Source organism: Chryseobacterium lactis (assembly GCF_003815875.1).
In the GTDB taxonomy this organism is placed as follows: Bacteria; Bacteroidota; Bacteroidia; order Flavobacteriales; family Weeksellaceae; genus Chryseobacterium; species Chryseobacterium lactis.
This window is the reverse complement of sequence record NZ_CP033924.1, coordinates 1278396-1304190: the sequence shown is the minus strand read 5'-3', so window position 1 is coordinate 1304190 and position 25795 is coordinate 1278396. Positions and strand designations below refer to the sequence as shown.

The 25795-nt window shown below is 39.1% G+C and carries 1 protein-coding gene (running past one end of the window); it reads right to left on the bottom strand.

The annotated features are described in order from the left end of the window. Positions 1-52: 52 nt before the first annotated feature. Positions 53-25795, bottom strand: the 3' portion of a protein-coding gene (locus tag EG342_RS05475; protein ID WP_123868036.1) for a non-ribosomal peptide synthase/polyketide synthase. 17235 nt of this gene lie beyond the right edge of the window; 25743 of the gene's 42978 nt are visible here — the last part of the coding sequence; the start codon falls outside the window, past its right edge — the gene reads right to left on this strand; its stop codon occupies positions 53-55.

Sequence of the window (25795 nt, the reverse complement as noted above, 5' to 3'; positions counted from 1 at the left end):
TAAGATTCTTCACTACCTTTTTTCAGAATGACACTGATACAGTTTCTTTATTTTAGTGTTCCACTGTTGTTTTATTAATAATATCCATGATCTGTTCTTCTTTTTCCAACATCAACTGGTGAGTCGCTTCAATCGGATAAACGCTTAGAAGTTCTTTGTTATCGATGATTGAATCCACATTGTTGTACGTCGAGATTTTCATATAGTCATTAAATGCCTCATTAAATGGCTCTCCACTCAGCATTGCTTTTAACAATACCACTTTTGTGGAATGAAGAGTATTGGAAACAGGTGCTTTGGCAATGGCAAATTCTGCAGACATAAATTTTTTAGTAGACACAAAATGGCTGTCACCAACAGGAACATCCAATCTGTTACTTAATTCTTCATCTGTAGGAAATGACAGAAAATCTACTAACTTCTGATCCGAAGCATACAAAATGGTATCCAGCAGATAAACTGTAATTTTCTGCTGTCCCCTGCTTTCCAGCTGAGAAGCGATTTCCAATGCAATATTTCCTCCTAAAGACCAGCCTAACAGAATGTATTCTTCCTGCTTTGTTTCCTGCTGTATCAGATCAATGTGATCCAGATAATAGCTTGCGAGGCTGTTCAGATCATCAATTTTTTCTTCGTGATACAAGTTATAAGAATCTACTCCATAGCAGTCATAATTTATCTTTAATTGTTCTGCTAGAGACTGATATACCTCACTCCCTCCATTTCCTGGATGAATAAGGAATATATTCGGGTTATTATTCATGCTTCCCAATATTGATATGGCCTTATACTCCTTTCCTTGTCTGGCAATGATCAGAGATAGTTTATGGATTGTTTTCTCTTTGAAAATATCCAGGATTTTGATTTGAACATCCAAAACCATTTTGATTCTGCTGATAAGCTTAATCACCATAATACTATTTCCTCCTAATCTGAAGAAATCATCATGAATACTTATATTGCCAGAATCAAGGCCTAAAACCTCTCCATAGATTTCTGCCAATTGTTTCTGTAGTGCATTTTCCGGAGCGGCATATTCTGTAATGCTTGTAAATTCAGGTTCCGGCAGTTGTTTTCTATCTAATTTACCATTAATGGTTACCGGAAGACGGTCAAGATGAACAAAAATATTCGGAATCATATAATCCGGAAGGGATCTCATCAGGAAATCCGAAAGCAATTGTGGATCAATCATCGGATCGGCAGCATAATATCCTACAAGGTATTTCATTCCAGTTGTATTCTCTTTTGCTACCACGGCTGCCTGGCGGATATCGGGATAACTGAGTAAGGTATTTTCAATCTCGCCCAATTCGATACGATACCCCCGAATTTTCACCTGGAAGTCTTGCCTTCCAATATATTCAAGTTCTCCATTCTGTAACCAGCGTACCAGGTCTCCCGTTTTGTACAAACGTCCGTTCTCGCCTCTTTCTTTCTGTTCTAACGTCTGGTAAGGATTTGTGATAAATCTTTCTTCTGTAAGGTCTTCTCTGTTCAGATATCCTCTTGCAATACCTGCTCCGCCGATATAAAGTTCTCCGATTGCTCCAACAGGAACAGCACGTTGATCACCATCCAGGACGTACAAGGTGGTATTAGAAATGGCGGTTCCGATATTCAACGGATTTCTATCTTCTTTAAAGTAATGAAGAGTGGCGCAAACAGTTCCCTCAGTCGGTCCATACTCATTGATCAGAGTAATATTTTCTATATTTTTATCTAAAGCGGGGAAACTTTCACCTCCGGCATAGATCAGTTTTAAATTCGTTCCATGGTCTATTACCTCTCTCAGTAACACAGGCGGAATAAAGGAGACCTCTATTTTATTTTCATTAATATATTCATTAAGTTCTGCTACAGAGGTTCTAAGATCATTACTGTATAACCATAAGGTATTCCCTTTACACAAAGCAGGGAAAGCTTCATACACAAAGGCATCAAATACATAGTTTGAGAAACAGCCTACTTGTTTGTATTCATCAAGACGATGAGCCTCCGTCATTGATTCGATAAGGTTGATTACACCTTTGTGTTCAATCATCACACCTTTTGGCTGCCCTGTTGTTCCACTGGTATAGATTACGTAAGCAAGGTTTTCTGAGCGCGCTTCGGTAACCGGGTTCTTTGGATCTGATGTTTCAAGGGCCTCTTTTATTTCATCCAGGAATATGACTTCAGTTTCTCTTATTGTATTTCCGGTGCTCAGCTCAGTCAGTACAATTTTTGCTTTTGTATCTTCTAAAATATACTTTATTCTATCTGCAGGATAAGACGGATCCATCGGAACATAAGCTGCACCGGCTTTTAACACCCCCAACATCGCAATAAGCATATTTTCTGAACGTTCAAAACATAATGGCACCAGATCATCCGGCTGAAGCTGATAGGTTTTGATAAGGTAATTGGCCAGTCGATTTGATTTCTCATTCAATTCTCTGTAAGACAACCTGATATTCTGATAGACTAATGCGGTGTCTTCCGGAGTTTTTAAAACCTGATCTTCAAATAATGCATGGATCGTCATTTCTAACTGGTACTCTTTATTTGTAGCATTCCAGGTGCTTATAATCTGTTTCGACTCTTCTCCTGAGATCAGAGAAAGATCACCAATTACGGTGTTTTCTGACTCCAACACACCGGATTGTACCATCTGACTTAGAAGCAACTGGTAAGAATCCGACATGCGGATGATCGTCTCTTTTCTGAACAGAGATTTTGCATAATTGAATGTGAGCAGTATTCCTTCCGGACTTTCATTGACCATGGTAGTCAAATCAAATTTCGCCGCCTGATAATTTACTTCGCCATCGTAAGAATGGAATATCGTCAGATTCTCATGAGCAGAAGATTTGCTTTTTCCGGCACTTTGAATACCAAACATAACCTGGAAAACAGGATGTCTTGAGGTATCTTGTTCTACTTCCAGCTCTTCCACTAATTTTTCAAACGGAAGATCCTGATGTAACTGAGCTTCTGTCACAGAATTTGAAACCTGCATAATAAAATCTCTGATACTTTGTTTGGTGTCTATTTTTTCCCGCAATGCCAGCGTATTCACAAAGAATCCCACCATATTCTCAAGACCTGCATGATGTCGATTGGCAATCGGACTTCCGACCACAATATCACCCTGCCCTGAATACGCAGAAAGCATAAGGTAATATCCACTTAACATTACGCTATATAAACTTACACCAAGGTTTTGAGAGACTTCTTTAAGTATTTCTGCAAGATCTCCGGAAAGGTTAAAATTAATCGTTTCTCCTTCATAAGAAATCTCTGCAGGTCTATGGAAGTCAAGTGGCAGATTAAGACTCTGGTACTCATCAAATCTGGTTTTCCAATATTCAATCTGACGGTCAAGACGTTCTCCCGTAAGATAATTACGCTGCCACAATGCAAAGTCTTTATACTGGATTTTTAATTCCGGAAGTTTCGGCATATATCCTTTTACAAGGGCATCATAGATTATGGTAACTTCTTGCATAAACAGGTCAATAGACCATCCGTCAAAAGCAATGTGATGGATAACTGCTGACAGGTAACGTTCGTCTCCCAGCCGGAATATAGTAATACTCACCGGAATTTCTTCATTCAGACGGAAAACCTTATTGGCGCATTTGTTTATGGATTCTTCGAGTTCTTCTTTTGTCTCTACGTCTATTATACTAAATTCCGGCACGACGTCTGTAACTACCTGATAACCCACCCCATTTTCTGTGGTATGAATCATTGTACGAAGTACCTCATGACGCATGATGATAGCTTCAAAGGCAGTAGAAAGAAGTGAAATATCAGACTCCTTATCTAATAAAACAGTCATTGGAATATTGTAAGCCTTGCTTCCACCTTCATAAGATTCTATAAACCAAAGTCTTTCCTGAGCAAAAGATAAACGCTGTTTTTCAGGAGAATCGACTTTTACCGGATTTATAACAATCTGCTCAATATTTTCTTCACCCATCGCATTCGCCATGGACGCGATTGTTTTATGGTTGAAGACCATCCCTACATTAACATGAGCATCCAACTTTTGCTTAATTTTACTGATCAGCTTAATGGCCATGATACTGTTTCCTCCCAATCTGAAGAAATCATCATGGATACTTATTGTTTCCGGTGCAATTCCTAACACTTCTCCGTAAATATGGGATAATTTCCGTTGCAACTCATTTTCTCCGGCTACATATTCCCGATCTTCGGTAAGTTCATGCTCATCTAAGGATTTCCCATTGATCTCCATCTGAAGATCAGCATTGCCCATGTTTTGAATATTTCCATCCGGAAGGTATCGTGCCAGATCTCCTGTTTTATACAGCTTGCTCTTTCTTCCTTCATTTTTCTCTTCAGCAGTTTGGAAAGGATTAATAATGAAGTATTCTAATTTTATATCAGCTTGATTCAGATAATCTTCCTCAGAGAGATAAAGTTCTCCTACGGCACCAACCGGTAATAAGCGATAGGAATCATCTAAAATATAACCTGAAGATTTATCCCAATTTCGCATCAGAATAAACTGATTTTCTGAAACATATATAATTTCTTCAGATGTAATCTTCCGATTTTCTACAATCTGATTGAGCACAAATGACATTCCCTGTATCAATTGTTCTATCATGTCTGATTCAAAAAGATCACCTTCATAATTGATTTTCAGGATCACTTTATCGCCTTGTTCAGAGGCCATTATACCTAGCGGATAATCGAGTTTTTCCACCGAATCCCTGAATACAAAACCAAGTTCATTACTGTCTCCTCCTTTCGGTACAGGATAATTCTCGTATACAAACAAACTGCTGAAAATCCTGCGTCCCCCATGATGAAGTTCTGCAAGGTTAATATCACTATGGGTATTCAGATCACTGATTGTCTCTTGTATTTCTGTGATCTGATCTACAACCTTCCCTTCTTTATGGGTAACAATCAATGGCAGGGTATTGATATAAAGACCTGCTGAAGACTCAATACCATCTACCGGCAAGCTTCTTCCTGATACTGTAGTTCCTACAACCGTGTTTCCTGTTCTGTTATAAATACTTAGCTGCTGATGCCACAGATACTGAAGAACAGCATTTATTGTAAATCCGTGTTCCTGGGTAAGGCTTTTCAATTGATGATACTGGTTTCCGGTTATCGACATCTGTAAAACCTGATGGTCTTTTATATGTCGATAATTGCTCAAATCAATCTGTTTTTGCTCTTCTTTAACCAAATTGCCCAGGTTTTCATGATTTTCAAGCAGGTTCATATATTGATTCCAGAAAGTACGGCTGCTCTCTTTATGTTTCTGAAGATATTTCTGACTTACAGGATACGCTTCATCTTTTATCAGATTTGGAGCTTGATTTCTTATCAGGTTAAGATAAGTATCATGAACTCCGTTCAGTATCACAGGCATACTCCAACCATCCAATATGGCATGGTGATTACTGAATAAGCAGCTGTACTGTTTTTCATTTCGTTTAAACAGATAAATTCTGAATAAACTTCCTTTGGATAAATCATAGATTTCAAAACGATCCTGAGCTGTTACTTCTGTCATCAAAGCTTCCTGCTCTTCTTCATTGAGATGACTGATATCTTTATAACGCCAGTCAACACGGCCTTCTTTATCAATTATCTGGACGATTTCCCCATTCCAGTCAAATCTTAATCGCAAAGAAGGATAATGATCTTGAGTAAGCCTCCATGATTTCTGAAGGTGTTCCAGATTAATTTCAGTATGGTAATCCCACATCAGCTGTACCCTGTAGGCATCATCCTTCTCTCCCTGATTTAAAGCATGATATACAAACCCTTCCTGTAAACTGTTTGCCAGGTATACGCCTTCTATTTCTCCCGATTCCTGAATATGCTGCAGCTGGTCATTGTCGACAATATGATCTACATCTGAAGGTGTCAGATAACTTCTTGTTTCTTCGGACAAGTAGTTGGTGATCGCAACAATATGTTTTTTAAAATCTTCTGACAACATTAAAACCTGTGATTCAGACAAATATCCGGATATTCCAAACCGAAGTTGTCCATCAACCACTGCACCATTGATACTGATCAGATGGCCGTCCCGGTTATTGCTTCCAACTCCTGAACCGCAGTCTTCAGCAGCAATAAACCAGGTTTTTTCACCTTTTGTTTCTTCCTGATCCAGCTGCCCCAGATAGTTGAAGCTGATCTTTGGAAGAGAACGATCTACATATCCTATAAGGCTGCCATATCCAATCCCATTATCAGGAATATTTCTCAAGGATTCTTTGGTAAAAATTAAAGTGTCTTTTGCATCTTCACCTGTTTCCAGTAATAGTGGATACATGGTGGTAAACCAGCCTACAGTTTCGGTAATATCCAGATTTCCGAAGACTTCTTCCCGTCCGTGACTTTCTAATAAAATGGCATGTTTGGTATTCCCATTTAGATCTGTCAATGCAGAAGATAATGCCGACAGCAATAAGTCATTGATCTGGGTTTGATACACATGATGGGTCTTTCTGATTAATTTCTCTGTTGTTTCTTTATCGAGAATAAAGTGTCCATGATGAGATTCAGAGCCGGATAATGAAGTCAGGAGACTATTGTTCTCTTCTACAATGTCTGTGATTGCATTCCAGTAGGCTATTTCCTTTTCTCTCGATTCTTTATCTTCAGATTTATAGCTTTTTACAGCATTGACCCATTGACGATAACTGCTTCCTTTGCTGTGGGAGCGAATATTTTCAATTTCTCCATTTTCAACAGATCGGTACATATTTTTAAGATCTTCGGTAATAATTCTCCAGCTTACCGCATCGATAATAAGGTGATGAAGGGCAAAGAAAATTCTTGAACTTCCATCAGGATAACCATTGATGTAACCAATATGATATAATGGTCCATTTTCTATATTAAAATTGTTTTGCCATTTTGTCAATTGTTGGGAAATTGCTTCCTGATCCGCTCCTGATATATCAAGGAAGGAGATTTCCTGATAAGAAGTGTTTTCTCTATATTCCTGTCCGTATCTTCCTTCTGTTTTAGGATAATAGAGTCTGAAAGCATCATGCCTTTCCACCAATAATTGTATTGCCCTTTCTAAATATTCCGGATTCAGCTGTGGAACATGGATCAGGAATGCCTGGTTCCAGTGGTTGAAATCCTTCAGATACCCTTGTTCTTTCTGGCTGAAGAACCATTCCTGGACAGGAAGGAAAGGAACTTCGCCTGTTAGTATTCCCTGCTCGGTCAGAATATGAGTTTCTGAATTATCTTTTTTCTCTTCAATAGCCAGAGCTAATGAAGCAACTGTTCGGGAAGTAAAGACTTCCTTAACACTTAATTTTACTTCCAGTTGCTGTCTGGTTCTTCCTACAAGCTGGATACTGATGATACTATCGCCTCCAAGTCGGAAGAAATCATCATAAATCCCTATTGTTTCCGTATCCAATCCTAATACTTCACCATAAATTCGGCAAAGTTTTTTCTGAAGTTCCGTTTCCGGGGCAGCATATTCTTTATTTCCTGTAAAATCAGGTTCAGGCAGAGCTCTTCGGTCTAATTTACCATTGATCGTTAGTGGTAAACTTGTTAAATGTACAAAAGCTCCGGGAACCATATATTCGGGAAGAGATGCTGAAAGATGTTCTGAAAGCAATCCCGGTTCAATTTCTTTATCGGAAACATAATAGCCTGCAAGATATTTCAATCCTGATTTGTTTTCTTGTACCAATACTGCCACCTGACGAACATCGGGATAATTGAGCAAGGTATTTTCAATCTCACCCAATTCAATACGATGCCCCCGAATTTTTACCTGGAAATCGTTTCTTCCCACATATTCAAGTTCTCCATTTGGTAACCAGCGTACTAAATCCCCGGTTTTGTATAATCTTGCATTTCCCCCTTTTACAGTTTGGAATGGATTGCTAATGAAACGTTCTTCGGTCAACTCAGGACGGTTCAGATAGCCTCTGGCAACTCCTGCTCCTCCGATATAAAGCTCTCCTACCGCACCTACCGGCACAGGGCGTAAATAATGATCGAGAACATAAGTCGTCATATTGGCAATCGGAGCACCAATATTCAGTGGATTCTGATCATCTTTATAGTGATGAAGAGTGGTACACACGGTACCTTCCGTAGGACCGTATTCATTAATTAATATAATATTTTCTATTTTTTTGCGTAAAGCAGGGAAACTTTCTCCACCGGCAAAAATCAGTTTCAGACTTGTTCCACTCTCTACAACTTCTCTCAATAATACAGGTGGAATAAAGGAAACCTCAATCTTATTTTCTTTAATATAATCATTAAGATCATTGACTGATGTTCTGATTTCATTGCTGTACAACCATAAGGTATTACCATTACACAAGGCTGAAAAAGCTTCATATACAAAAGCATCGAATACATAGTTGGAATAGCATCCCACTTCGTTATATTCTTGAAGTCGGTGAGCATTGATCATTGATCCAATGAGATTTATGACTCCTGAATGCTCTATCATTACGCCTTTTGGCAGCCCGGTTGTTCCACTGGTATAAATCACATAGGCAAGATTCCGTGAATGTACCTTTGTAACAGGATTATAAGAGGCTTCTATTTCAAGTGCTGCTTTAAGATTAACATCATCCAAGGAAAGAACCTCAACGTTTTCCGTTCCTATTTTATCAACAGAGCCTTTTTGTGCAAGAACAATTCTGGCTGAGGTATCCGTTAAAATATGCTGTATTCTGTCTGACGGATACGACGGATCCATTGGAACATACGCCGCTCCGGATTTTAATATAGCAAGCATTGCTACAAGTATATTTTCAGAGCGTTCTAAACATATTGGAACGAGATCATCAGGCTGAAGATTATATTTTTCAATCAGATAATTAGCCAGACGATTGGCTCTTTCATTTAACTCCCGATAAGAAAGCTTTGTATCCAGGTATACCAAAGCGGTTTGGTCAGGAGTTGTTTTCGTTTGGCTTTCAAAAAGTTGATGAATAGTCAGTTCTTTTGGATATTCTTGCTGTGTATTATTCCAATCATTTATAATTTGTTGAGTTTCTTTTTCGGAAATCAGAGTCATACTGCCAGCGGCATTGCCTTGTATCATCTGATCTAAGAAAAGCTGATAAGAATCTGCCATACGAATGACGGTTTCTTTTCTGAACAGAGATTTTGCATAATTGAACATGACATTAATTCCTTTTCCGTCATCATCTACCATGGTCGTCAGGTCAAATTTGGCTACCTGATAATCTAGCTCACCATCAAAAGGATAGAATAATATTTCTCCATGATCCTTTGTTTCACCTTCAACATTCTGAAGACCAAACATTACCTGGAACACAGGATGTCTTGAGGTATCCTGCTCTACGCCAAGTTCATCCACCAACTTCTCAAAAGGAAGATCCTGATGAGCCTGAGCCTCCGTACCTGATGTGGAAACCTGCACAATAAATTCTCTGATAGTTTGTACAGGATTGATTTTCTCTCTCAAAGCCAAAGTATTGACAAAGAACCCAATACTATTCTCAAGACCGGCATGATGACGATTTGCAACAGGGCTTCCCACCACAATATCATCCTGCCCGGAATAGGCGGAGAGCATCAGGTAATACCCGCTTAGCATTACCGTATAAAGACTTACACCAAGATCTTTGGAAAGCGATCTCAGCTTTTCGCCTTGCTCTTTATTCAGGCTGAAATATAGATTTTCGCCTTCGTAAGATATTTGAGGTGGTCTTTGAAAATCGGCAGGCAGGTCAAGATTCTCGAAGTTGTCAAATTTATTTTTCCAGTACTTAATCTGTTGATCAAGGCGGTCTCCCGTAAGATAATTACGCTGCCATAATGCAAAATCTTTATACTGGAATTTTAATTCCGGTAATTCCGGTGCTTCTTTTCCGGATAGCCTATCATAAATCGTTGCTACTTCTTGCAGGAAGATGTCCGTAGACCATCCATCGAAGGCAATATGATGAATCACCACTGAAAGGTAATAACGATTTTCAAACTTGAAAACATTAATTTTAACAGGGATTTCCTGATCCAACCGGAAAATCTGATTAACACTTCTGTTGATTGCATTTTCCAGTTCTGGTCTTGATTCTACCTTTATGATGTTGAATTCAGGAATCTGATCTGTAACCACCTGATAGCCTACTCCTTTTTCATTTGTTCTGATCATAGAGCGAAGAACTTCATGGCGCATAATCACTGTTTCCAGAGATTGCTGAAGAAGATCAAGCTGTATATTTTCATTTAATATCGTCGTGATCGGAATATTATAGGCAGTGCTTCCTCCTTCATAAGATTCAATAAACCATAATCTTTCCTGTGCAAAGGACAACAGCTGTTGATCCTCAGCACTAACCTGTATCGGAACAATATTAATTTGCTCTTCAAAATGGTTTTTATCTTTCAAAATACCTGCAAGTGAAGCAATGGTTTTATGATTAAATACTACAGCTACACTGACCTGTATATTGAGATCCTGCTTGATCTTACTGATCAGTTTAATCGCCATGATGCTGTTTCCTCCTAATCTGAAGAAATCATCATGGATACTTATATTGTCTGGATCTAACTTCAGCACTTCACTGTAGATCCTGCATAATACGGCTTCAAGATCGCTTCCCGGTGCTGTATATTCTTTATTTCCTTTAAAATCAGGTTCAGGTAAGGCTCTTCTGTCTAATTTTCCATTAATGGTTAATGGCAGAGCCTTCAAATGAACAAATGCTTCAGGAACCATATATTCCGGAAGAGATGCTGACAAAAACTCTGCAATCAATCCCGGATCAATTACTGGATCTGAAACATAGTATCCTGCCAGATATTTTAATCCGTATTTATTTTCCTTTGCCAATACGGCAGCCTGGCGAATTTCAGGATAACTTTGCAGGGTATTTTCAATCTCACCTAATTCGATACGGTAACCACGGATTTTTACCTGGAAGTCGTTCCTTCCAATATATTCCAATTCACCATTGGATAACATCCGAACTAAGTCACCCGTCTTATATAATTTTCCGTTATCATCATTTTCTTTTTGTTTAAAAGTTTGGAAATGGTTTACTATAAATCGTTCTTTCGTCAGGTCAGGTCTGTTAAGATATCCTCTCGCAATACCTGCTCCTCCGATATACAGTTCACCAACGGCACCTACCGGTACAGGACGCTGATGCCGATCCAAAACGTACACCGTCATATTACCAATCGCTTTTCCGATATTTAAAGGGTTTCCATCTTCATTATAATGGTGTAAAGTTGCACATACTGTACTTTCCGTAGGACCATAGGCATTGATAAGGTCTACTCCACTTTCTTTATACAGAGACATGATTTGCGGATTTGTAATATCACCGGCCACCACAAGCTTTTCTAGTGGCAGGATACAATCACTTGCCAGAAGAACAGGTGGTATTGTCGCTATGCTGATAGTATTTTCTTTGATATATTCTTGTAATGCAGAGAGATCAATCCGTTTTTCCTGCTCCAACAAGTAGATACGATGTCCATGGGTAATAGCCGGATAGAGTTCCCAAACATGGGCATCAAATACATAGCTGGCATACCACAGACAGTTTTTTTGTTGGAAAGGAATTTCCTCATTATGGAATAAACCAAACTCTTTCGCCTCCTGTTCAATTAAGTTGGACACATTCCTGTGGTCGATCATTACGCCTTTAGGCAATCCGGTTGTTCCACTTGTAAAGATTACGTATGCAAGATGGTCTGAGGTCACTTCCGTAACAGGATTTTCTGACGACATCCTTCTGGTAATCACCTGGAATACTGCATTATCTATGGAAATAACATCCGCATTGAGCATTTGTAATTTTTCAATTGTATTTTCCTGCCCAATGATCAGTTTTCCTTGAGTATCCTTAAGAATATGTTCAATCCTTTCTATCGGATAGGATGGGTCCATAGGTACATATGCAGCTCCAGCTTTTAATACGGCCAGGATTGCAACCAACATATGCTCGGAACGATCAAGCAATAAAGGGACTAAATTATCCGGCTGAAGATCATACGTTTTAATCAGATAATGAGCCAGACGATTTGACTTTTCATTCAATTCACGGTAGGTAAGTTTAGTATCCTGATATACCAATACGATCTCGTCCGGTGTCCTTTCTACCTGCTCTTCAAATAATGTGTGAATTGTTTTATGAGAAGGATAATCAGATTCTGTAGCATTCCAAAGCAGCATTTGGTTGAGCTGGGATTCAGAAACGTATGAAAGTTGGTCAGCATTTACTTTCCAATTTTTAAGGATTTGATGTAAAACAGTCTTCATTCCTTCGATCATTTGTTCCATAGTATGCTGCTCAAAGAGAACGCCTTCGTAATTGATTTTCATCGTTACACTTTCTCCTTGCTCAAAAGCCATTATCCCTAACGGATAGTCTAATTTTTCAACTGAATCACGGAAAACAAATCCTAATTCATTATTATCATCGCCTCCTTTTGGTACAGGATAGTTTTCATATACAAATAAACTGCTGAAAATACGTCGTGCATCCTGATGAAGTTCTCCAAGACTCACATCACTATGGGTATTCAATTCACTGATTCTTTGCTGAATATCAGAAATAACATCCACTACTTTTCCATCATTATGCTGAACTATTAACGGCAATGTATTGATGAAAAGACCCGCTGAAGCTTCTATATCGTCTATTGGAAGGCTTCGTCCGGACACGGTTGTTCCTACAACCGTTGTTTGCACTCCTCCATACAGACTAAGTTGGCTATGCCACAGGTACTGAAGCACGGCATTGATGGTAAACCCATTCTCAAGGGTAAACTTTTTCAATTGCTGGTATTCTTCTTCTGCAATGATCATTTTTACAAAGCGATGCTCTCTGACCTGACGATAGGTTCCCAGATCAATATGCCTGTGGGATTCTTTGATCAGACTGCTGAGATCTTCACGATCTTCCAGAAGTTTCATATAGTCTTTCCAGAAAACACGACTCTCTTCTTTATGCTGCTGAAGATAGTGCTGAGTATTGGTATACGCATGATCCGTCACAAGGGTAAGCTTTTCCTTTTTCATGAGTTTCAGATAGATCTCATGAATTCTTGTGAGAATTACAGGCATGCTCCATCCATCCAAAACAGCATGGTGATTGCTAAAGAGACAGGTATAGTGTTTCTCTGAGCGCTTAAACAGATAGATTCTGAATAGTCCTCCTTTAGACAAATCATAGACTTCAAAACGATCATTTTGAGTCGTTTCACGGATCAACTCTTCCTGCTCAATCTCCATCATTTCGCATAAATCAAGATAGCGCCAATCCAAAATCCCTGCTTTATCTATGACCTGAATAATCTCTCCGTTCCAGTCGAATCTGAGTCTCAATGCAGGAAATTGCTGTTGTGTGTATGACCAGGCTTGTTTCATGACATCACCATTGATTTCAGACAGATAATCCCATAGCAACTGAACCCGGTAAGCATCGTCCGTATCGCCTTGATTTAATGCATGATATACAAACCCTTCCTGAAGACTGTTGGCAAGATATACTTTTTCTATCTCTCCAAAATCCTGAATATATGTGAGTTGTTTATGACCTGTGATATATCCGATATCTGAAGGAGTAAGGAAACTACGAGCGCTTTGTGAAAGCTCTTCTATAATTGCAATAATTTGATTTTTAAAGCATTTAGCCAGATCACCGACTTGTTTCTGAGACAAATATGCCGAAATATCAAACCGAAGTTGTCCATCAATGATAGCACCATTAATCCCAATAATATGGCTGTTTCTATTATTATTTCCTATGGCAACTCCACTGTCTTCTGCTGCAATATACCATGTTTTTTCACCTGAAAGGTCTTCCTGGTCGAGTTGTCCCAGATAGTTGAAACTGATCTTTGGAAGTTCATGACTAATATATCCGATAAGACCTCCATAACCGATCCCGTTTTCAGGAATCGATCGCAGTGTTTCTTTAGTCGATATGATGGTTTGATTCAAATTCTCTTTCTTCTCCAATACTATCGGATACATTGATGTAAACCAGCCTACCGTTTCCGTAATATCCATATTTCCAAACACGTCTTCACGACCATGACTTTCCAGCACAACCGCGTGACGAGATTTTCCTGTGAACTCGGTGAGCGCTAATGCGAGTGCTGACAACAACAAATCATTGATCCGGGTATGATATACATGATGGCTGCCTCTGATCAGTTGTTCTGTATAGTTTTTATCTAAAATAAGATTACTGTGGTTGTATTCTGAACCCGACAATACTTCGAGATGACTATTACTTTCACCAACCTGTTCTGTTGTCTTATTCCAGTATATCAATTCTTTATGTCTGGATTCGGCATCATCGGATTTGTAACTTTTTATGGCTTTTATCCATTGGCGATAGCTGCTGCCTTTTTGAGGTATTTTAAAATCTTCTCCTTTTTCCAGAGTCTTATATATATTTTTAAGATCATCCACAATAATTCTCCAGCTCACCGTATCAATGATGAGGTGATGGAAAGCAAAGAAAATTCTTGCACTCTTATCCTGGTAACCTGTTATATACCCTATGCAATACAAAGGACTTTCCTCTATATCAAACTGTTGCTGCCACGTTGTCAGGGTATTGGAAAGTTCTTCCCCGCTCATTCCGGATGCATCAAGATAATTGATATTCACAGTTGGATTTACTCCTCCATATTGTTGATTCAACACTCCATTTTCCAGAGGATAATACATTCTGAATGCATCATGTTTTTCAATAAGAAGTGTGATACTTTTTTCTAAAAGATCTCTGTCTAAGTCCGGGACATGGATTAAAAATGACTGATTCCAATGGTTCGAATCCGCCAGGTACCCCCTTTCTTTTTCACTAAAGAACCATTCCTGGATCGGTAGAAGTGGAACAAGTCCTGTAAGCTGTCCTTGTTCTGTAAGGATTTCAATGCCCGTTGAGGATTCTTTGCTTTCCATCAACAATGCTAAGGCAGCAACCGTTCTTGATGAGAAAATTTCTTTTACACTCAACCTTGTATCCAATTGTTGTTTTATTTTGCTCACCAACTGAATACTGATAATACTATCACCTCCCAATCGGAAGAAATCATCATGAATACTAATACTTTTAGCATCAATTCCCAGGACTTCTCCATAAATTTCTACGAGACTCTTTTGAATCTCCGTTTCAGGAGCTGTATATTCTTTATTTCCGGTAAAATTGGGTTCAGGTAAAGCCCTTCTGTCCAGTTTACCATTGATAGTCAATGGTAAAGCGGCAAGATGAACAAATGCTCCGGGAACCATATATTCAGGAAGGGATACCGCTAAATGCTCTGAAAGCAATGTTGAATCAATCTCTGCATCAGAAACATAGTATCCTGCCAGGTATTTCATTCCAGCTTTATTTTCTTTAGCCAAAACCGCTGCCTGACGGATTTTCGGATAGGTTAACAGGGTATTTTCAATCTCACCCAGCTCAATACGATAGCCCCGGATTTTTACCTGGAAGTCATTTCTACCAAGATATTCCAGCTCGCCGGTAGATAACCACCGAACAAGGTCTCCTGTTTTGTATAGTCTTTCGTTTCTTCCTTTTTCCTTTTGTTTTAAAGTTTGGAAAGGGTTTGCTATAAAGCGTTCCTCCGTTAATTCAAGACGGTTGAGATAACCTCTGGCAATACCCTCTCCACCAATGTAGAGTTCCCCCGCTGCTCCTACAGGAACCGGACGCTGATTATTATCCAGAACATAAATTGTCATATTCCCAATCGGCCCTCCGATATTCAATGGGTTACCATCTTTGTTGTAACGATGCAATGTGGCACATACAGTACTTTCTGTAGGTCCATAGGCATTAATCAGATCTACACCATGTTCCTTATACAAAAGCATCACCTGAGGGTTTGTGACATCTCCGGCAACGACCAGTTTTTCTAATGGTAGAATATAATCTTTAGTAAGAAGTACCGGCGGTATTGTAGCAATACTAATCTTGTGATCCTTTATATATTTTTGTAAAGCAGGAAGTTCCGTTTGTTTTTCTTTATCAAGAATGTAAATAGTATGACCATGGGTGATAGATGGATACAATTCCCATACGTGAGCATCGAATACATAGTTGGCATACCACAGACATCTTTTAGGAATCACTTTTTCAGATATCAATCCAAATTCTTTTGCTTCCTGGTGGATTAGGTTCACTACGTTTCCATGCTCAACCATTACTCCTTTTGGCAGTCCTGTTGTACCGCTGGTATAAATAACATAGGCCAGATTTGCCGGACATACCTTAGTTGCCGGATTTTCTGAAGGCATTGTTTCAAGAATTGCCTGGAAATTTACATGATTTAAGGAAAGAATATCTACTTCTGCATTTTGAAGTTTTTGTGTTGTGCTTTCTTCTGCCAATATCAATCCCGCTCCGGTATCCTGAAGAATATGCTCTATTCTTTCTGCGGGATATGAGGAATCCATAGGAACATATGCTGCTCCGGATTTTAATACTGCTAAAATGGCAATAAGCATCTGCTCAGAACGATCCAGGCATAAAGGAACAATATTATCCGGCTGGAGATCATAGGTTTCAATGAGATAATTTGCCAAACGGTTTGCACGCTCATTAAGCTCCTGATAAGATAACTTTATGTCCCCATATACTACCGCGATATGATCAGGGGTTCTTTGTACCTGCTTTTCAAATAAATGGTGAATGGTGGTATCAGATGGATAATCTGTTTCAGTATCATTCCATTCTTCCAGTACTTTTTTACGTACTTGTGCCGGAATCAGATGAAGATCACAAAGTCTGATATTTTCCAACTGAATCTTATCTGCTCCAAAAATCTGCTCAAGAAGATATAGGTAAGAATTGATCATACTGTCGATCGTTTCTCTTGAAAACAGTGCCTTAGCATAGTTGAACATTCCCTGAATGGTTTCTTCCCCATCATCGATCATCGTTGTCAGATCAAATTTGGCCACCTGATAATCCATGTTTCCTTCAAAAGGATGAAATAATGCTTCCTCAACACCTGAGTTTCTTCCAAAGCTTTGAAGACCAAACATCACCTGAAATACAGGATGACGGGACATGTCCTGCTCTATTCCAAGTTCTTCCACCAGTTTCTCAAACGGAAGATCCTGATGAGACTGTGCCTCTGTCACTGATTGAGATATTTGAAGAATAAAGTCTTTATAATTTTGCCGCCAATCAACCTTTTCTCTCAACGCAAGGGTGTTCACAAAGAATCCGATGATATCTTCAAGTCCTGCATGATGACGATTGGCAATAGGACTTCCCACCACAATATCATCCTGCCCGGAATAGGCTGACAACATCAGATAATAGCCTCCCAGCATCATCGTATACAGACTAACACCCAATTCTTTAGATGCATTTCTAAGACCTTGAGCAACTGCCGGGTCTAATTTGAAATGGACAGTTTCTCCTTCATAGGATACCTGAGCCGGTCTTTTGAAGTCGGCAGGTAATGTCAAATTTTGGAAATCTTCCAGCTTCCTTTTCCAATATCCAACCTGATGATCGAGTCGGTCTCCTGAAAGATAGTTTCTCTGCCATAATGCGAAATCTTTGTATTGTATTTTGACTTCAGCAAGCTGAGGAGTTTCTCCTTTAATAAGAGCTTTATAAATCGTTTGTATTTCTTGTAAGAAAATATCCGTCGACCAACCATCAAATGCAATGTGATGAATCACAACTGACAGATGATGGTGGTCTCCTAACCTAAAAATGTTAATTTCTATAGGAAGTTCTTCATCCAGACGGAAGGTTTTGTTTGAAATTCTGTTGATTTCCTTTTCGAGTTCTTCTTTGCTGTTTACCTGATGTAAACGGATTTCGGGAACCCGATCAAGAACCAACTGATATCCTTTTCCTTCGTCTGTCGAACGGATAATGGTTCGTAATACTTCATGTCGTATTACGATGGTTTCAAGCGCTTTACTTATAACGGAAATGTTTGTTTTCTCATCGAGACGAACAGCCATCGGAATGTTATAAGCGCTACTTCCTCCTTCATAGGTTTCAATAAACCAAAGTCTTTCCTGAGCAAAGGACAACCTCTGCTCTTCAGGAGTACTAACTTTTATTGGAATAATGGCAACCTCTTCATCAATATTATTTTTATCATTTAATGCATGCGAAAGAGAGACAATCGTTTTATGACCAAATACCGTTGCCACTCCGACTTGTATATTCAAGACACGTTTGATGGTACTGATCAGTTTAATGGCCATAATACTGTTTCCTCCTAATCTGAAGAAATCCTCATGAATACCAATTCCTGAAGCATCCAATCCAAGAACCTCGCCATAGATCTGACACAGTTTTTCCTGCAATTCGTTCTCAGGAGCCGTGTATTCTTTACTTCCCGTAAATTCTGGCTCCGGTAAGGCTCTTCTGTCAAGTTTGCCATTAATCGTTAATGGTAATCGGGTTAAATGAACAAAAACAGCAGGAACCATATATTCCGGTAAAGTCTCGGAGAGGAAGATTGCAAGTTGATTTGTATCTATCTGGTTTTCCGATACATAATATCCAACAAGATATTTCATTCCGGCTTTATTTTCTTTTGCCAGAACAACTCCCTGTTTTACTTCGGAATATTCCTGAAGCCTGTTTTCAATCTCTCCCAACTCGATACGATAGCCACGGATCTTCACCTGGAAGTCATTTCTACCAATATATTCCAGCTCGCCATCAGCAAGATAACGAACCAGATCTCCGGTTTTGTAAAGGATGCCATTCTTATTTTCTTTTATCTCCTCTAAAGTCTGGAACGGATTACCGATAAAACGCTCGGCCGTTAATTCAGCTCGGTTCAGATAGCCTCTCGCAATACCGGCTCCGCCTACATACAACTCTCCTACTGCTCCAACAGGAACTGCACGAAGGTGTTTATCAAGGATATACATCCCCTGATCAGGGATATTCTCACCAATTAGCGAGGCTTTATCTAAGTCTTTAACGCTTAGTTTTTTATAGGTTACATGGACGGTTGTTTCAGTAATTCCGTACATATTGATTAGGTCCGGAGAGAATTGATAACGCTCATACCAAGGTTTTAACGAGGCCAGATTTAATGCTTCCCCTCCAAAGATTACATAGCGAAGGGTTGTTAATTGTTCCTCCCGTTGAAGCGCTGTATCTATAAATTGGTAGAAGGCTGTCGGGGTTTGATTCAGGACGGTTAATCCTTCCTGTAAGCATAAACTAAAGAATAAATTCGTGTCTTTGGTCTGTTCATAGGATGGAATTAATAGTTTTCCGCCATAGAATAAGGCTCCCCAGATTTCCCAAACACTGAAGTCAAAGACATAGGAATGGAATAAGCTCCACACATCACCTTCATTAAAGTGATACCAATGATCTGTTGCACTGAATAAGCGTGCCACATTTCGGTGTTCCTGCATCACTCCTTTTGGCATTCCGGTAGTTCCGCTGGTGTAGATGACGTAAGCAAGATGGGATGAATTTACCTGAGTGATAGGATTTTGAGTACTATGTTCTTCAAGAATTGTTGCAAGTTCAGGGCTGTTCAAGACAATCATGGAAATGCTTTCTTCGCAAACTTCAGCAACACCGGCTTTTGAAACAGCATCAGTCAATATTATTTTGGCTCCGGTATCTTTTAAAATATGTTTAATTCTATCTGCCGGATATGATGGATCCATCGGAACGTAAGCGCCTCCGGATTTTAAGACAGCTAGAATCCCAACAAGCATTTCTTCGGAACGTTCAAAACATAAGGGAATCAGATCATCGGGTTGAATAGTATAGGTTTTAACAAGATAATTTGCCAGTCGGTTAGAACGTTCGTTAAGCTCAAGATATGACAATCTTATATCCTGATACACTACCGCTGTATGATCCGGAGTAGTTTCAACCTGTGCTTCAAATAACTCATGAATTGTTTTGTGATCGGCATACTTAACCCCTGAAGACCACAGCCTCGAAACTTCATGATATTCTTCGTTGGTAAGATACGTTAACTGATCTGATGAAATCTCTGTATTTTCAAGAATTTGCTCTAAAACAGTATTCATTCCTGCAATCAATTGTCTTATCGTTTTATCATCGAAGAGATGCCCTTCATAGTTAATATTTAATATAACTTCATCACCACTTTCATAAGCTACAATTCCAAGAGGATAATCCAGACGTTCAACAGAACCTTTGAAGGCAAAAGACAGTTCGCTTTCTTCATCTGCTTCCGGAACAGGATAGTTTTCATAGACAAACAAGCTGCTGAAAATCCTGTGCCCATCATGCTGAAGGCTTGCCAGATTTACACTGCTGTGGGTATTAAGCTCACTGATTCTGTGTTGAATTTCAGAAATCATATCTACCACTTTTCCATCTGTATGGGTTACAATCAACGGTAGTGTATTGATGTAAAGTCCTACAGAAGATTCTATTCCATCAACAGGAATACTTCTTCCGGAAACAGTGGTTCCAACTACAGTAGTAACGCCACCACTATAGATTCCCAGCTGTTTATGCCACAGATATTGAAGTACCGCATTGATCGTGAAGCCATACTTTGCAGTAAACTTCTTCAACACCTGATATTGTTCTCCTGTGATTGACATTTTTGTGGAACGATGATCCACAATCTGCTTATATTCAGAAAGATCAATATGTTTTTGAGATTCTTTTAGGAGTCCGCTTAAGTCTTCACGATCTTCAAGCAATCCCAGATAGTTTTTCCAGAAACTCTTGTTGCTGTCTTTATTTTTTTGAAGATATTTTTGTGCTTCTGCATATGCGGTATCCGGGGCGGGTGAAAGCTCCTGATTCTTAATTAATTTCAGATAAGATTCATGAATAAGCGTCAGGAATACAGGCATACTCCAACCATCAAGAATTGCATGATGATTGCTGAAAATACAGGTGTAGTGCTTCTCTGAACGCTTGAACAAATAGATTCTAAAGAGGCTTCCTTTAGACAAATCATAGACTTCAAAACGATCTTTTTGAGTCATTTCTGTAATAAAATCTTCTTTATCGACTTCACTCATTTCACTTATATCGTGATAACGCCAATCGAGGATTCCTTTTTGGTCAATAATCTGAACTATTTCTTTGCTCCAGTCAAATCTTAATCTTAAGGTAGGAAGCTGATCCTGAGTATATATCCATGCTTTTTTCAATTGGTCAAGATCCATTTCAGAAAGATAATCCCAAATCACCTGCACACGATAAGCATCATCTGTATCTCCTTGATTTAATGCATGGTATATAAATCCTTCCTGTAAGCTATTAGCAAGATAAACACCTTCAACAACCCCTGATTTCTGGATGTGCATCAGCTGATCTTTTCCAACAATATGTTCCGTATCTGATGGAGTCAGCCAGCTTCTTTGCTCTGCTGCCAATTCGTCAACAGTACTTTTTATATATTCTTTAAATTTTTCTGTGAGCAGATTAATCTGATCTTGTGACAGATATCCTGAGATTCCAAAACGAAGTTGTCCATCTGCAATGGCTCCGTTGATACTAATAATATGGCTGTCAAGATTTTGATCCCCCATAGAATTTCCTGTATTTTCCCCGGAAATGTACCATGTTTTTTCTCCTGTGCTCTCTTCCTGATCAAGCTGCCCCAGATAGTTGAAACTGATTTTAGGAAGCGCTCGTTCCGTATATCCTACAAGACTTCCGTATCCAATTCCATTATTGGGAATATTTCTCAGGGATTCTTTGGTAAGAATGACGGTGTCTTTTATATCTTTTCCTTTTTCGAGCAATACCGGGTACATGGAAGTAAACCACCCTACCGTTTCTGTAATATCCAGATTATTAAATACTTCTTCACGGCCATGTCCTTCCAGAAGAACTGTATGTCCGGATATTCCCGTAAGGTCAGAAAGTGCGGAAGCCAGTGCCGACAATAATAAATCATTGATCTGCGTATGATAGACATGATGTACTTCTCTGATTAATTTTTCGGTATATTTTTCTTCCAGAGTAAGATTGGCGAAATGATAATCGGCTGAAGATAATTCAGTAAGGATATTATTATTTTGGGTAACAGTATCGGCTGTTTTATTCCAGTAGGCAATTTCATTTGCTTTGACTTCCTGATTTTCATTCAAATACCCTTTTACCGCTTCAACCCATTGGCGATAGCTGCTTCCTTTTGTATAAGCCTCTATCTTACCTCCATTTTCAAGAGTCTGGTAAATGTTTTTCAGGTCTTCGGTAATAATTCGCCAGCTTACGGCATCAATGATAAGGTGATGCAAGGCAAAGAAAATTCCGGAGCTTCCGTCTTCATAACCACTGATATATCCTATCTGGAATAATGGCCCATTTTCGATATCAAAATGAGACTGCCATTCTGTAAGCACCGCTGAAATAGCTTCTGATGCCATCCCGGAAATATTCAGATCGTTAATTTCAGGTATTGTTTCTGTTCCGTATTGTTGTGTATAGACTTGATTTTCTTTTGGATAATAAATTCTGAAAGCATCATGTTTTTCAATGAGCAGTTGTACACTGTGTCTCAGAAGTTCAGGATTAAGTTCAGGAACTTTAATGATAAAAGATTGATTCCAGTGATTAAGATTTCCTACAAAGCCCTCTTCTACAAGATTAAAGAACCATTCCTGAACAGGAAGGAAAGATAAACTTCCGGTCAACTGACCTTGTTCCGTCAGAATCTGGGTTTGCTCTTCTTTGGCTTTATTTTCAATCAGTTCCGAAAGTTTTGACACTGATTTTGAAGTGAAAATATCCTTAACACTTACTCTTATATCCAGTCGTTGTCTTATTCTACTGACCAACTGAATACTGATAATACTGTCACCTCCTAATCTGAAGAAATCCTCATGAATACCAATTCCTGAAGCATCCAATCCCAGAACTTCGCCATAGATCTGACACAGTTTTTCCTGCAATTCGTTTTCAGGAGCTGTGTATTCTTTACTTCCTGTAAATTCTGGCTCCGGTAAGGCTCTTCTGTCCAGTTTGCCATTAATCGTTAATGGTAATTGGGTTAAATGAACAAAAACAGCAGGAACCATATATTCCGGTAAAGTCTCTGAGAGGAAAATTGCAAGTTGATTCGTATCTATCAGGTTTTCTGACACATAATATCCGACAAGATATTTCATTCCGACTTTATTTTCTTTTGCCAGAACAACTCCCTGTTTTACCTCGGAATATTCCTGAAGCCTGTTTTCAATCTCTCCCAACTCAATACGATACCCACGGATCTTCACCTGGAAGTCATTTCTACCAATATATTCCAGCTCGCCATCAGCCAGATAACGAACCAGATCTCCGGTTTTGTAAAGGATCCCATTCTTATTTTCTTTTTTCTCCTCTAAAGTCTGGAACGGATTGCTGATAAAACGCTCGGCCGTTAATTCAGCTCTGTTCAGATAGCCTCTCGCAATACCGGCTCCGCCTACATACAACTCTCCTACTGCTCCGACAGGAACTGCACGAAGGTGTTTATCAAGGATATACATCCCTTGGTCAGGGATATTCTCACCAATTAGCGAGGCTTTATCTAAGTCTTTAACGCTTAGTTTTTTATAGGTTACATGGACGGTTGTTTCAGTAATTCCGTACATATTGATTAAGTCCGGAGAGAATTGATATCGCACATACCAAGGTTTTAACGAGGCCAGATTTAATGCTTCCCCTCCAAAGATTACATAGCGAAGGGTTGTTAGCTGTTCTTCCCGCTGAAGTGCTGTATCTATAAATTGGTAGAAAGCTGTCGGGGTTTGATTCAGGACGGTTAATCCTTCCTGTAAACATAAACTGAAGAATAAATTTGTGTCTTTGGTCTGTTCATAGGATGGGATTAATAGCTTTCCGCCATAGAATAAGGCTCCCCAGATTTCCCAAACACTGAAGTCAAAGACATAGGAATGGAATAAGCTCCAAACATCACCTTCATTAAAGTGATACCAATGATCTGTTGCGCTAAAGAGCCGTGCCACATTTCGGTGTTCCTGCATTACTCCTTTTGGCATTCCGGTAGTTCCGCTCGTGTAGATGACGTAAGCAAGATGGGATGAATTTACCTGAGTGACAGGATTTTCAGCACTTTGTTTTTCAAGAATTGTTGCAAGTTCAGGGCTGTTCAAAACAATCATGGAAATGCTTTCTTCGCAAGCTTCAACAACACTGTCTTTTGAAACAGCATCAGTCAATATTATTTTGGCTCCGGTATCTTTTAAAATATGTTTAATTCTATCTGCCGGATATGATGGATCCATCGGAACATAAGCGCCTCCGGATTTTAAGACAGCTAGAATCCCAACAAGCATTTCTTCGGAACGTTCAAAACATAAGGGAATCAGATCATCGGGTTGAATAGTATAGGTTTTAACAAGATAATTTGCCAGTCGGTTGGAACGTTCGTTAAGCTCACGATATGACAATCTTATATCCTGATACACTACCGCTGTATGATCCGGAGTAGTTTCAACCTGTGCTTCAAATAACTCATGAATTGTTTTGTGATCGGCATACTTAACTCCTGAAGACCAGAGCCTAGAAACTTCATGATATTGTGCCTGAGGAATAAGTGTTAATCCTGATAATGTACGATCATCTTGTTGGTCAGTTTCTGCAATTTGTTCAAGTAAGAAGAGGTAAGAATTCAACATATTCTGAACCGTTTCTTTTGCAAAAACTGTTTTGGCAAAGTTGAACATTCCCTGTAAAGTATGTCCAATATCATTAATCATCGTGGTCAAATCAAACTTCGCTACCTGATATTCTACATTTCCGTTGAAAGGATGTAATAAGGTGGTTTCATTTTCAGACGGCAACATTTCCTCTCCAAAGCTCTGAAGTCCGAACATTACCTGAAAAACAGGATGACGGGACGTATCTTTCTCAACTCCCAATTCTTCTACTAATTTCTCAAATGGAAGATCCTGATAAGACTGAACCTCTGTTACCGATTGAGCCACCTGTAAAATAAAATCTTTCACACGCTGATCGGGATTAATATGCTCTCTTAATGCTAATGTATTGACAAAGAACCCAATCATATCTTCAAGTCCGGCATGATGGCGATTGGCAATCGGGCTTCCCACAATAATGTCATCCTGACCGGAATAGGCAGAGAGCATCAGATAATATCCGCTCAGAAGTATACTATATAAACTTACTCCAAGGTCTTTTGATAGATTTTTTAACTTTCTCGTCTGATCTGCATCCAGGTCGAAGTATATATTTTCTCCTTCATAGGATATTTGGGCAGGTCTTTTGAAATCAGAAGCCAGATCAAGGTTTTGGAAAGCACTTAACTTGTTTTTCCAGTAACCGATTTGCTGATCAAGCCTTTCCCCACTAAGATAATTCCGCTGCCATAAGGCAAAGTCTTTGTATTGAATTTTTAAAACCGGTACTCCATGAGGTTTATTTTCTTTAATGGCATGGTAGATCGTGACTAATTCTTTTAGGAAAACATCGGATGACCAGCCATCAAATGCAATATGATGAATAACAACCGACAAATAGAATATATCATCCAGTTTAAAGATATTAATGTCTATCGGCAGTTCTTGTTCCAGACGGAAGATTTTATTGGCTACTTCGCTTACTTTTTCCTCCAGTTCTGACATTGTTCTGACCTCATGCTGATGAATAGCCGGAATATCATCCACAACATATTGCCAGCCTTTTCCTTCATCAGTCGTCCGAATAACAGAACGAAGCACTTCGTGGCGTATCACAATAGCATCCAAAGCCTTACACAACACCGTAATATCCGTTTTCTCATCCAGACGGAAAATCATAGGGATATTATAAGCACTAGTTCCGCCCTCATAGTTTTCTATAAACCA